Raw genomic sequence first — 12415 nt, 5'->3', positions numbered from 1 at the left:
CCACATGCCTTCCACCACACACACCCCAGTATCCGCGAGCACGCCGGCAAAGCGCAACACGAAGACCGAAGCCCGAATCAAGGCGGCCTTCACCACGCTGATGCAGTCCAAGGGCTTCGACGCGATGACGGTCAGCGACATCGCCCGCACCGCGGGCATCAACCGCGGCACCTTCTACATGCACTATCTCGACAAGATGGACCTGCGCCAGCAGCTCGTCGACGACGCCATCGAAGACCTGACACGCATCCTCGTCACCGACGCCGCCTCCCCTGATCGTGACCGGAAAGCCGTCTCCCTTGGCGGGAACGCCACCGCACCGCACCGGGGCAAGGCCATCTGCGACGCGTTCCAGTCGGCATCCATAGCCGACGCCCTGCGCTACATCCGCGACGACTACGCCTTCTTCAGCGTCGTCTCCCGCTCCGGCAACGACATGCAGCTCTACTACCGCATGAAGGAGGTGCTCAAACACCTCATCGTCGCGCAGGCAACGCGGTTCGGAGCCGAACCGAAAACCGACTACAACGGCATCCCCGCCGACTACGCGATGGAGATCCTCGTCTCCGCGGTCTCCTCGATCATCTGGCTGTGGATCCGCCGCGGGTGCAAGGAGAGCCCGGAGGAGATCTGCCAGATCATCGAGGTCAACAAGACCACCGCACCGGTGGACATCCTGTGGTGATCAGGCAACCTCCCCGCCGTCCATCATCCATCATCTCATCACCACTTGGCGCGCAACGCATTCACCGCCTCGTCGAAGCCCGCACCTGATCGGCGCGCCTCGCGGGCGAACGCCTCGGCGGCGGTGAGCAGCGGATCGGGCAGCGTCTCCACCCGTTTCACGCGCGCCGCACGCCCAAGTCCGGTGTCGATCAGCCCCCGCCCGGCCAGCTCCCCGTATGCCTTGGACACAGTGCCCGGCGCGATGCGCAGATCGCCCGCCAACTGCCGCACCGAAGGCAGCCGTTCGCCGCCCCGCAAGGCACCACTGCGGATCGCCGCCTCGACCTGCGCGCGTATCTGCTCGTAGACGGGCATGGGGTCGTCATCACGGACCATGATCCGCAGTTCCCCGGTCTGTGCGGGCATCGTCGTGTTCCCGACCGCCATGCTCCCGACATTGCCGCCACGCTCGATCATCGCGCATCCGCCTTCCACATCCCGATCCACAACCTCGCCGCGGCAAACACCGCCATCGCGAGGTATACAAGGGCCAGCACACCCATCACCCCGCTTACGGCCATCTGCAACAGGCCAAGCGTGGGATACACGTCGTCCGCATAGGTGGGCGGCAACGTATCGAAATTGGTACCGACCCGTCGGGTCGCCCCGCCGGCGAAATACAGCACGCCGGCGGCGCAGACCAGCATCGACCCCGAGGACAGGAAGACGACGAACTTGGTCATCGTCGAGCGCCACATGCGATCGGCCCACCCACCGCCTCCACCGGCAGCGGCCGGGGTACGCGAGATCCGCAGCAACGCGGCGCAGACGAGCACGACCAGCAGCACGGTGACCGCGATCAGGGGCAGCGCGTAGTACACGCCCGGGAACGGGCCGGACTCACCCACTACGCCGCCGTAGGCGTTCTCCTTCGTCAACCTGATCGACCGTCCTGCCCCATCGCCGTCCGTGGTTCCCATGCAGGCGGTGATGGTCAGATACCCGATGAGCATAACGGACACGACGATCGGCTGGGCGAGCACGTACCAGCGCGCGTAGGTCCATGGCTCACGGGACCGCAGCGACGCGACGCGCACACCGCCGGCTCCCCCGGAGCCATTCTCGGCGATGCCGTTGTCGTACGGCATCGCAGCCAGCCCGGCGGCGATGCAGGACGCGACGACGGGCAGCAGAGCGAGGTTGAGCCCGTACCGCAGCACCCCTCCGCACAGCCGCGCGATCAGCGTGACCGCGACGACGCCGACCACACACATGAGTACCCTGCGTCGGGCGACACCCGCCAAGGCGAAGCGCTCCCCCTCATCGAATCCGACCTGCGACGGCCTGAACTCCGACGCCCGATTCATGACCACCAGCGCGATGACGGCCACGGCCACAGCGACCACTCCCAGCCCGATCAGGATGAGCCACATCACCATCACGTCCACCAATGAGAACGGACCGAACATCACGATCGCCTCCTGTTACGCTTTGCCTGCCGCATCGGTCTCCATCGGCCATATCGGCTATACAACTGTGCCACTGGTGTGACACAGTTCAAGTGTATCACAATGATGATACGGTTTGCGAACCCACGAAAGGAGCGACCGAAGCGGGACCGCGGCAGGACAGCGGCGGGACTACGCTGACACATATGACCGATAGCACTACCGACAACACCGGCAACACCATGGACGCAACGACACAGACCCCTGCACAGGAGCCGCCGACCAGACTCGAAGCCGGTCAGACAGCACCGGACTTCACGCTTCCGGCGGTCGAACCGGACGGCACGGAATCGACGATCTCACTTGCCGATCTGACCAAGCAGGGCCGCAAGGTGATCCTCTACTTCTATCCGGCGGCGATGACGCCCGGTTGCACCACCGAAGCGTGCGACTTCCGCGACAACATGGCCCGTCTGAGCACGCTCGGATACACGGTGCTGGGCGTCTCGAAGGATCCGATGACCAAGCTGCAGCGGTTCCGCGAGCGCGATCATCTGTCGTTCCCGCTGCTTTCCGACCCGGAGCTCGGCGTGCATAAGGCGTACGCCGCCTGGGGCGAGAAGAAGCTGTACGGCAAGACGCACGTCGGGGTCATCCGTTCCACGTTCGCCATCGACGAGCATGGCGTCATCATCCTGGCGCGCTACAACGTGCGCGCCAAGGGACACGTTGATTCGCTCATCAAGCGGCTGGGAGACTGAAACTACCGTTCCTCCTCCGGGTAGGTCATCTTCCACTGGCCGACGCGGATCTCGGTCATCATGGCCATCACATCGCGCGTATAGTCCAGATGCATGACGGACGGGTCGCCGGCGATGGCCGTCTCCATATCGTCCACCTCGTAGGAGAGCGCATCGGCGGTACGCCCCGCTTCCACCACCTCCGTGCGGCCGTCGTCCACCCATGTGATGGTGGCGCGCTCACCGCGCGGATAGTCGACGACCTCCACATAGGCCCTGTCAAACACGGCGAGCCCGCGCTTGGGCTGCTTGGCGTGCAGCGACAACGTGACCGTGGCCATCTGACCGTGAGGATTGGTCAGGAGGATGCCGGCCTGCTCGTCCACGCCGGTGGGGGCGGTTTTGACCTGCGAGAGGATCCGGTCAGGCTTGGAATCCATGAACCAGCGGACGAAGGAGAGCGCATACACGCCGATGTCGAGCATGGCGCCGCCCGCAAGGTTGCGGTTGAAGAATCGGTTGGCCATGTCGTACTCCTTGTAGGAGCCGAAGTTCATCTGCAGGAGCTTCAGCTCGCCGAGCGCACCGGAGTCGATGATCTCGCTGAGCTTCCTGTAGAGCGGCATATGGTAGATGGTCATGGCCTCGGCGAGCACCACATGGTTGGCCTCGGCGAGCGCGACCGCCTCGTCCAGTTCGTCGGCATTGAGCGTGATGGACTTCTCGCACAGCACGTGCTTGCCGGCTGCGAGCGCCTTGCGCAGGAACCCGATATGCGTGTTGTGCGGAGTGGAGATGTAGATCACGTCCACCTCCGGGTCGTCGAACACGTCGTCGATGCGCTCATAGACCTTGCCGATGCCGTATTTCCCCGCGAAGGCGACCCCCTTGGCATGCGTGCGGTTGGCCACCGAGTACAGCCTGCGGCCTTTGGATTCCAACGCCTGCTCGAGCTGGTTGGCGATGACGCCGGTTCCCAGAGTCGCCCAGTTGAGTTCGCGTGTTGCCGTCGTCATCGCCGATTCCTTTCCGCCGTCGCATTGTTTCGGCATACTTTTTTGCATATCTCATCTATATAATATGCCATATTCACTTTCCATGAGGAGATGTATCGGGGAGGCGGGATGGATGAGACCAACGAAAAGGGCCGTGCCGCGGGGCTCAAAGACGAATCCTCACGCAATCACACTGAGTCCCCCGTATCCGCGGGGCTCACACGCCGACGAGATCGAAGAGGCGTTCGATGACGGCGTCGTTGAGCAGACGGCCCTTGCGGGTGGGAACGACGCGGACACCGGAGTTTCCGGCATCACGGGAATCCTGGGTCAAAGTGATGAGTCCCCCGTCGACCATCGGCATGAGCTGCGCGGGGTCGATGGGCTTGAGGCTCGAGGTGCCGACCACCCCGCTACCAGCGGCTGAGGCGATGGCACGGTTGATGCGGTCCAGATCGAGCCCTTCGCGGATGCGCAGGCCCAGCATGATGAACTCCTCGAGGTTCTCGTCCGGGGTGATCTCCTCGCTGCCCGCCCACGGCACACGGCCTTCATTGATGGCCGTGCCCCACAGACGCGGGTGCGCGATGTCCCATGCACGCAGGGCGTTCATGCCCGTGATCTGTTCCCTCGGTTGGGCCAACGCCGTCTCTCCCCCGGCCAGCTGCGCTGACAGCCCCCTCGTCAGAGGGAGCCGGGCCCCCGCATCGGCGCACGCGTTGTAATGCGAGTGGGCGCCGGGTCCGAGTCCCGACCAGTCGACGTTCCTCCAGTAGCCGAGGTTGTGACGGCTCTCATATCCGGGCCGCGCCCAGTTCGAGACCTCGTACCATTCAAGACCGGCGGCGGAGAACAGGTCGTCGGCGATCTCGTACTTGGTGGCCTCGTCGTCGTCATCGGGCTTGGGCAGTGTGCCCGCGGCGATCCGGCGCCCCATCTTTGTGGTCGGTTCGACGGTCAGCGCGTAGGCGGAGATGTGGTTGACGCCGAGGCCGATGGCCGTCTCGACCGAGGTGCGCCAGTCGTCGAGGCTCTCCCCCGGCGCCCCATAAATGAGGTCGACGCTGGTTCGAAGGCCGGCGGCGTCCGCGGCGCGCACGCCCGCCTCGACGTTCGCGGGCGTGTGCGTGCGGTCCAAGATCTTCAGCACATGCGGCACCGCCGACTGCATGCCGAAGGAGACGCGCGTGAAGCCGCCCTCGGCGAGACGGTTGATGTAGTACTCGTTGACGGTGTCCGGATTGGCCTCGGTGGTGATCTCCGCGCCGGGCTCGAGTCCCCAGATGCGTCGGATCGCATCCAGCATGGCCACCAGATCATCCGCGGAGAGGATGGTGGGCGTGCCGCCACCGAAGAACACGGTATCCGCCGGCGGTTCGTCGACGCCGTGGGCCTCCTGCCAAGCACGCACGAGTTCCATCTCACGAATGACCATGTTCGCGTAGTTGCCGCGCGATGCCCCGGCGCCTAAATCGACCGCCGTATATGTGTTGAAGTCGCAGTAGCCACAACGCCGAAGGCAGAACGGCACATGAATGTACACCTCAAACGACATTCCGATTGCCCTCCCCTCATTTCCTAGGCAGATTTCGCGTTTCCTAGGCAGGAGCTCCCCGGATACCGATACGAACACCCTTGGAAAGACAGGGATTTTGAACCATCTCCGGACCAACACCTGCCTAGGAAACGATAAAAGTGCCTAAGTTTTGCGAATCCGTTCCGGCTCAGCCTTCGGTCTTCTGCGCGGCGCGGATCTTGTCCTTGGTATCGCGGTCGTTGGAGTCCTCGCCGGTGGACAGCGCGGCGATGAACGCCTCCTGCGGCACCTCGACATGGCCAAGCATCTTCATGCGCTTCTTGCCGGCCTTCTGCTTCTCAAGGAGCTTGCGCTTACGGGTGATGTCACCGCCATAGCACTTGGCGAGCACGTCCTTGCGCAAGGCGCGGATGTTCTCGCGCGCGATGATGCGCGAGCCGATCGCGGCCTGGATCGGGATCTCGAACTGCTGGCGCGGGATGAGCTCGCGCAGCTTCTTGGTCATCATCACGCCGTAGCTGTACGCCTTGTCGCGGTGGACGATGGCGCTGAACGCGTCGACCTTCTCGCCCTGGATGAGGATGTCGACCTTGACGAGGTCGGCCGACTGCTCGCCGTCCTCGTGGTAGTCCAGCGAGGCGTAGCCCTTCGTACGGGACTTGAGCTGATCGAAGAAGTCGAAGACGATCTCGGCGAGCGGGATGCGGTAGTGCATCTCGACACGGTCGGTGGAGATGTACTCCATCGTGCCCATCTGGCCGCGGTTCTCCTGGCACAGGTCCATGACCGCGCCGATGAACTCCTTGGGGGTGATGATGTCGGCGGCAACCATCGGCTCGACGATCTTCTTGATCTTGCCGTCCGGGAACTCGCTCGGGTTGGTCACGTGGTGCACGCTGCCGTCCTCGCTCGTCACCTCGTAGGTGACGTTCGGCGCGGTCTGGATCAGGTCGAGGCCGAACTCGCGGGAGAGACGCTCGGAGACGATCTCCATGTGCAGCAGGCCGAGGAAGCCGCAACGGAAGCCGAAGCCCAGCGCCACGGAGGTCTCCGGCGCATAGACGAGGGCGGCGTCGTTGAGCTTGAGCTTGTCAAGCGCCTCGCGCAGTTCGGGGAACTGGGCGTTGTCGATCGGGAACAGACCGGAGTAGACCATCGGCTTCGGATCGCGATAGCCGGGCAGCGGCTCGGTGGCGGGACGCACGGCGGAGGTCAGGGTGTCGCCGACCTTCGACTGGCTCACGTCCTTCGCGCCGGTGATGATGTAGCCGACCTCGCCGGCGCCGAGCGCCTTGGTACGGGTCATGTCGGGGCTGATCACGCCGATCTCGATCGGATCGTGGGTCATGCCGATGCCCATCATGTGCACCTTCTCGCGATCGCGCAGCTCGCCGTCCTCCATACGGATGTAGGTGACGATGCCACGGTAGGAGTCGTACACGGAGTCGAAGATCAGGGCGCGGGCGGGGGCCTCCGGATCGCCGTGGGGCGCGGGCACCTCCATGACGATGCGGTCGAGCAGGTCGGCCACGCCCTCGCCGGTCTTGCCGGAGACACGCAGCACATCGCTCGGCTCGCAGCCGATGAGTCCCGCGATCTCCTCGGCGTGCTTGTCCGGCTCGGCACTGGGCAGGTCGATCTTGTTGAGCACGGGGATGATGGTCAGGTCGTGGTCGACAGCCATATACAGGTTCGACAGCGTCTGCGCCTCGATGCCCTGCGTGGCGTCGACGAGGAGGACCGCGCCCTCGCACGCGGCGAGCGCTCGGGAGACCTCGTAGGTGAAGTCGACGTGTCCGGGGGTGTCGATCATGCCGAGCGTGTACTCGGTGCCGTCGAAGGTCCACGGCACGCGCACGGCCTGCGATTTGATGGTGATGCCGCGCTCCTGCTCGATGTCCATGCGGTCGAGGAAGCGGTCTCGCATCTCGCGTTCGGGGACGATGCCGCTCAGCTGCAGGATGCGGTCGGCCACGGTGGACTTGCCGTGGTCGATGTGCGCGATGATGCAGAAATTACGGATCAACGACTGATCGGTGGAACCGGGCTGGTTGTGCTGGCTGACCACTGAACGTGCCTCCTACTGGCTTCAGGTCTTACTCAAGTCAAACGAAATCAGTGTACTCGACGCGAAAGACCCCGCGGACCGGATGGGTTCCGCGGGGTCTTTACGGCAATGTCGCCGATGCGGGCGACTCACACCCTGATCACCGGGTGTCTGTCACTCACAGAGCGTTGATCGCGACGGCGAGGCCGGACTTGCGGTTCGCGGCCTGGTTCTTGTGGATCACGCCGGCGCCGGCGGCCTTGTCGAGCTTCTGGGCGGCGACCTTGAAGGCGGCCTCGGCGGCGGCCTTGTCACCGGACTCGATGGCCTTGCGGGTGTTGCGGATCGCGGTCTTCAGCGCGGACTTGACGGCCACGTTGCGCTTGTGCGCCTTCTCGTTGGTGATGACGCGCTTCTTCTGCGACTTGATGTTTGCCAATGTAACTCCAAACGACGTTTGCTATAAGGACATACGAGACGTAGATGATAGCACGCGGCGCGGATAAACGACACAGCAGCAGTCACCGCTTGTCGTGCCGTTCGTCCCCGGCCTTGTCGCGGCGTCCCTGCGACGTCCCGTCCTCGCCGTCCGACTTGCGCGGGGTGATGTCCGGACGCTTGAGGTACCGGGCCTCTCCCGGCAGGTACACGTTGTGGCGTTCCATCGCGCCTGGCAGCTTGATGTTGAAGATCACCGACGTCAGGCGCATGCCGACGACCAGCGCGATGATGACCAGATCGAGCGCGATCTCCTGTTCGGCGTTGAGCAGGCCCGCCATGCGTCCTTTGCACACGAACACATCGATGATGCATCCGACCGCCGAGGGCACCGCATACCAGTGCTTGTCTCGGATGATCATCGGCACGTCGTTGAGCAGCATGTCACGCACCAATCCGCCTCCAAGCGCGGTGGCCATGCCGAGAAATACCGAGGTCATGCCGGAGGCACCGAGGTACATGGCCTTGGACGTGCCGATCACGGCGAACAGGCCGAGCGCCAATGCATCCAGGGTCAGCATCGACCATTTGAGCTTGTCGACCTCGAGATGCAGCACGGCGATAGCCACGCCCGAGGCGAGCGCGGACAGCACGGACCATCGGTCGGTGATGCCCACCGGCGGCACCTCGAGAAGCACGTCACGCAGCACGCCGCCGCCGAGCGCGGTCAGCCACGCGGTCACGAGGATGGCGAACAGATCGTAGTTCTTGTGCACGGCGGCCAGTCCGCCGACCAGACCGCAGCAGAACACCGCAAGGTATTCCACCAGCATGAAGAACACGTTGCTCTCCAGCGCCAGCTGCATGGGGTCGCCCTCCCTCCGGTGGAATTCTCATGGACACGGAACCTCATGGAACCGCACAACAAGCTACCACAGGGAGCCGGCGCCACGGCGCGTTCCCGCCAGCCGATCACATGTCACATGTCAATGGACCAGTTCGCGCTCCCGATCCTCTTGCCGGATGCGCTCGGCCAGCCACATGTTCACCAACGCGTTCCTCGACACCGCAAGATGCCCGGCTTCGCTGTCGAGACGTTCGGCCATCAAAAAACAGAAACCCCTTGGAAACATTGGTGTTCCAAGGGGTTTCGGAATGGATGGCCTAGGCTAAATCAGCACACCTTCCACATCCAGTTGTGCGGGTCCTCGACCTCGCCGAGCTGGATGCCGAGCAGCTCGTTGCGCAGGTCGACGGTGAGCTTGCCGGATTCGCCGTCGGCGACGGTCACGTCGAAGTCCTTGGACTTGAAGCGGCCGATCGGGGTGATGATGGCGGCGGTGCCGCAGGCGAACACCTCGGTGACCTCGCCGGACTTGATGTCCTCGATCAGCTGCTTGAGCGGGATCATCGTCTCGACGACGTCGATGCCGCGATCCTGCATGAGCTGGATCAGGGAGCGGCGGGTCACGCCCGGCAGGATGTTGCCGGTCAGGGACGGGGTCTCGACGTGGCCGTCCTTGTGCACGACCATCATGTTCATGCCGCCGAGCTCCTCGAGGTAGGTCTTGGTGGCGGCGTCCACGAAGCACACCTGCTGGCATCCGTTGTCGATGCCGGTGTACTCGCCGAGCAGGGAGGCGGCGTAGTTGCCGCCGCACTTGGCGAAGCCGGTGCCGCCGGGGCCGGTGCGGAACCACTTGTCCTCGACCCAGATGCTCACGGGCTTGACGCCGCCCGGGAAGTACGGGCCGGACGGGGATGCGATCACGCAGTAGTCGACCTCCTGCGGGGCGCGCACGCCGAGGAACGGCTCGGAGGCGAACATGAACGGACGCATGTACAGCGTGTACTCGCGACGGGACGGCACCCAGTCGACGTCACGCTTGACGAGCGCGGCGACGGAGCCGAGGAAGTCGTCGATGGACAGCTCCGGCAGGTAGAGGCGCTTGGCGGAGTTCTGGAAACGCTCGGCGTTCGCGTCCGGGCGGAACAGCCAGGTGGAGCCGTCGGCGTGACGGTACGCCTTGAGGCCTTCGAAGACCTCCTGCGCGTAGTGCAGCACGGAGGCGCCCGGGTCAAGCTTGAGCGGCGCGTACGGTTCGACGCGGCGGTCGGACCAGCCCTCGCCCTTGGTCCAGGTCATGTGGGTCATGTTGTCGGAGAAGACCTGTCCGAACGCCGGCTTGTCGATCAGCTCCTGACGCTTGGCGTCGGAGGCGGGGTTCTCGTTCGGCAGTACGGTGAAGGGTTCGGTCAGCTTGTCGAGCTGAGCCGGATCGTGATGCGTGTTTTCAGTCATGTTCACTTCTTTGGTATCAAGCCGCCATGGGCGGTGTTCGTTGCGAAGGTCAGTCGCGCGCTCGTGGCACGCGGTGCTGTGGGATACTCTGTCACATTCCGGCGTCCGGAATATGGTCTGGTTCACATTATGAAAGGAAACGAAAAGACCCGCGACGGTTCGGTCGCGGGTCGATTCCATTCAGATCATATGGGATCATATGCCGGATTCACTCCGGCGCCGATCACTTGGCGGCAGCGGCGTCCGCAGCCGGAGCGGCAGCGGCGTCGGCGGCCGGAGCGGCGGCCTCCGGGGCGGCGGTGGACTCGGTGGCGTCCTCCGGGACCTCGACGGTCACGACGGACTCCTCCGGATCCTCGATGTCCAGCTCGGCGCCCTCCGGCAGGACGACGTCCTTGGCGAACACCTTGGCGCCGTCGGCCAGGCCGTCGACGTTGATGACGATCTTCTCCGGCAGGTTGGCGACGTCGGCGCGGACCTTGAGCTCCTGGATGTCGACGAACGCGACGGCAGCGCCCTTCGGGGTGCCCTCGACGAAGACCGGCACCTCGACGTCGATCTTCTCGCCGGCCTTGACCTCGTAGAAGTCGATGTGCTCGACGATGCGCTTGACGGGGTTGCGCTGGACGTCCTTGACGACGGCCATGGCCTTGTCATCGCCGAAGGTCAGCTCGAACAGGGCGTTGGTGTGGCGCAGGGCGTTGGTGGTCTCCTTCATCGGGAGGGTGATGAACTTCGGCTCGGTGCCGCCGGCGTAGATGGTGGCCGGGATGCGCTTGGCGACGCGCATGCGGCGGGCGACGCCCTTGCCGAACTCGTTGCGGACTTCACCGTTGAGGGTGATCTTGGTAGCCATAATCGGACTCCTTAGGTTGGTTAACAGTGTTGTGTCACTTGTCGTTCTGTCTTGTTTGACGCCACGACGCGCCGCAGAACGATCCCCAAGGAGGAAGTATTCACGCCGAGTCGATAACGGAGGAACGAACCTTGCGGAGCGTTTCTCCCTCGCCAAAGCAACAGCATTCAAGTATATCCGCGGGCGGGACAAATGTGGCACCGCCTCGACTACCCCTCAGACCCGCTTCGCGGGCCAGCTCCCCTGACAAGGGGAGCCGCGAAATATGGTGGACGGATGCACGACGACTAGACTGGAAGGCATCGATATTGTCCAAGATATTGTCCGAGGGAATCGAGTTGCGATGAAGCGCATCAACAGGAACCTGCTCGTCGTCTCCGGGGTCGCGGCCGGCGCGATCGGCGTGATCGGCGCGGGGCTGTTCACGACCGCCGAGCTGATGTTCCGCCTGTCGTTGGACACCCATTACTCGCATTGGATGAAGCGGCTGATGTCAGGGTCGGCGGCGACACCGTACCTCGAGACGCCCCACCGCGACGCCGCCGAGGAGGCCGAGGCCGTCCGATGGTTCGAATCGGCGAAGCAGCCGGTCTCGCTGCGGTCCGAGGACGGGCTGAAGCTCAACGGATGGCTGTTCGACCCCGACTGCGCCTCCCCCGCCCCGCATCTGTATGCGATCTCGATGCACGGCTACAGCGGAGGCCCGGAGGAGATGGCGAAGTACGCGCACCGGTTCGCCCGGATGGGCTTCACCGTGCTCGTGCCCGAGCAGCGCGCCCACGGGCTGAGCGAGGGGCGCTACATCGGCATGGGATGGTTGGAGCGCCGCGACCTCATGGGGTGGATCTCGCTGATCACGGCGAGCGACCCCGATGCGCGTATCCTGCTGCAGGGCGTGTCGATGGGCGCCGCGACGGTGATGATGACCACCGGTGAGCCGGATCTGCCGCGCAACGTGGTCGCCGGGATCGAGGATTGCGGCTACACGTCGGTGTGGGACCAGTTCCTGTTCAACGCGAAGCACATGTACCACCTGCCCTCCCGCCGCCTAGGCGTGCCGGTGGTGTCGCTGATGTCCGCGATCTCCCGACGGCGCGCGGGATACGGGTTCAGGGAGGCGTCGTGCGTCGCCTCGTTGCGGCGTACGATCATCCCGATGATGTTCATCCACGGCGGCGCGGACACGTTCGTCGATCCCGGTTTCCTCGACCGCGACATCGCCGCGTGCGCCGGACCCGACCGCGAGCGCCTGCTCGTGCCCGGCGCGGGCCACGCGATGAGCGCGAGCACCGATCCGGAGCTGTACTGGAGCCGGGTCACGGCGTTCGTGGAACGGGTGTTCGGGCTGTAACCGTAACGCCGAATCCAGCCGAATCGCGTTGGGCC

The 12415-nt window shown here is 64.4% G+C and carries 12 protein-coding genes; 3 read left to right on the top strand and 9 right to left on the bottom strand.

Annotation, left to right across the window (positions count from 1 at the left end; genetic code table 11):
* Window positions 1-4: 4 nt before the first annotated feature.
* The gene (locus CSQ85_RS00530) at window positions 5-685 is read left to right on the top strand and encodes a TetR/AcrR family transcriptional regulator (RefSeq protein ID WP_150382397.1); all 681 of its coding nucleotides are present in this window, start codon (window positions 5-7) and stop codon (window positions 683-685) included.
* A gap of 38 nt (window positions 686-723) precedes the next feature.
* On the opposite strand, the gene CSQ85_RS00525 is transcribed toward CSQ85_RS00530, so the two are convergent.
* Together CSQ85_RS00525 and CSQ85_RS00520 are read right to left on the bottom strand one after the other, a co-directional pair.
* A complete protein-coding gene (locus CSQ85_RS00525; RefSeq protein WP_223846737.1) occupies window positions 724-1143 on the bottom strand; it encodes a GntR family transcriptional regulator in 420 nt (139 codons plus the stop codon).
* Window positions 1140-2135 (bottom strand): hypothetical protein, encoded by a 996-nt coding sequence (locus tag CSQ85_RS00520; protein ID WP_190972807.1) that lies wholly within the window; start codon window positions 2133-2135, stop codon window positions 1140-1142. The genes CSQ85_RS00525 and CSQ85_RS00520 overlap by 4 nt, the downstream gene beginning before the upstream one ends.
* A 221-nt stretch (window positions 2136-2356) precedes the next feature.
* Between CSQ85_RS00520 and bcp the strand changes: the two genes are divergently transcribed.
* Window positions 2357-2875 carry a thioredoxin-dependent thiol peroxidase gene (bcp, locus tag CSQ85_RS00515; protein WP_150382709.1) on the top strand — a complete coding sequence of 173 codons (519 nt, stop codon included), beginning with the start codon at window positions 2357-2359 and terminating at the stop codon, window positions 2873-2875.
* A gap of 2 nt (window positions 2876-2877) precedes the next feature.
* On the opposite strand, the gene CSQ85_RS00510 is transcribed toward bcp, so the two are convergent.
* From CSQ85_RS00510 to CSQ85_RS00480, 7 genes are all read right to left on the bottom strand, one after another.
* Window positions 2878-3870: a Gfo/Idh/MocA family protein gene (locus CSQ85_RS00510; protein ID WP_150382395.1), complete on the bottom strand. Its 993-nt coding sequence runs from the start codon at window positions 3868-3870 to the stop codon at window positions 2878-2880.
* Between the two features lie 196 nt (window positions 3871-4066).
* Window positions 4067-5404 carry a radical SAM family heme chaperone HemW gene (hemW, locus tag CSQ85_RS00505; RefSeq protein ID WP_150382394.1) on the bottom strand — a complete coding sequence of 446 codons (1338 nt, stop codon included), beginning with the start codon at window positions 5402-5404 and terminating at the stop codon, window positions 4067-4069.
* Between the two features lie 169 nt (window positions 5405-5573).
* The gene (lepA, locus tag CSQ85_RS00500; protein WP_107042540.1) at window positions 5574-7454 is read right to left on the bottom strand and encodes a translation elongation factor 4; all 1881 of its coding nucleotides are present in this window, start codon (window positions 7452-7454) and stop codon (window positions 5574-5576) included.
* Between the two features lie 157 nt (window positions 7455-7611).
* Window positions 7612-7872, bottom strand: a complete 261-nt coding sequence (gene rpsT / locus CSQ85_RS00495) for a 30S ribosomal protein S20 (protein WP_043163770.1) — start codon at window positions 7870-7872, stop codon at window positions 7612-7614.
* Window positions 7873-7954: 82 nt separating this feature from the next.
* Window positions 7955-8737, bottom strand: a complete 783-nt coding sequence (locus CSQ85_RS00490; protein ID WP_190972806.1) for a trimeric intracellular cation channel family protein — start codon at window positions 8735-8737, stop codon at window positions 7955-7957.
* Between the two features lie 308 nt (window positions 8738-9045).
* A complete protein-coding gene (locus tag CSQ85_RS00485; protein ID WP_107042546.1) occupies window positions 9046-10173 on the bottom strand; it encodes a branched-chain amino acid aminotransferase in 1128 nt (375 codons plus the stop codon).
* A gap of 223 nt (window positions 10174-10396) precedes the next feature.
* Complete coding sequence (locus tag CSQ85_RS00480; RefSeq protein WP_107042547.1) at window positions 10397-11029, bottom strand: 50S ribosomal protein L25/general stress protein Ctc; 633 nt, start codon at window positions 11027-11029, stop codon at window positions 10397-10399.
* Window positions 11030-11372: 343 nt separating this feature from the next.
* Here CSQ85_RS00480 and CSQ85_RS00475 point away from each other — a divergent pair, with 343 nt between their 5' ends.
* The gene (locus tag CSQ85_RS00475; protein WP_150382393.1) at window positions 11373-12380 is read left to right on the top strand and encodes an alpha/beta hydrolase; all 1008 of its coding nucleotides are present in this window, start codon (window positions 11373-11375) and stop codon (window positions 12378-12380) included.
* Window positions 12381-12415: the final 35 nt, after the last annotated feature.

The sequence above is a fragment of the Bifidobacterium rousetti genome (assembly GCF_008698235.1).
GTDB classification, from domain to species: domain Bacteria; phylum Actinomycetota; class Actinomycetes; order Actinomycetales; family Bifidobacteriaceae; genus Bifidobacterium; species Bifidobacterium rousetti.
This window is presented reverse-complemented; position numbering and strand designations above follow the sequence as displayed.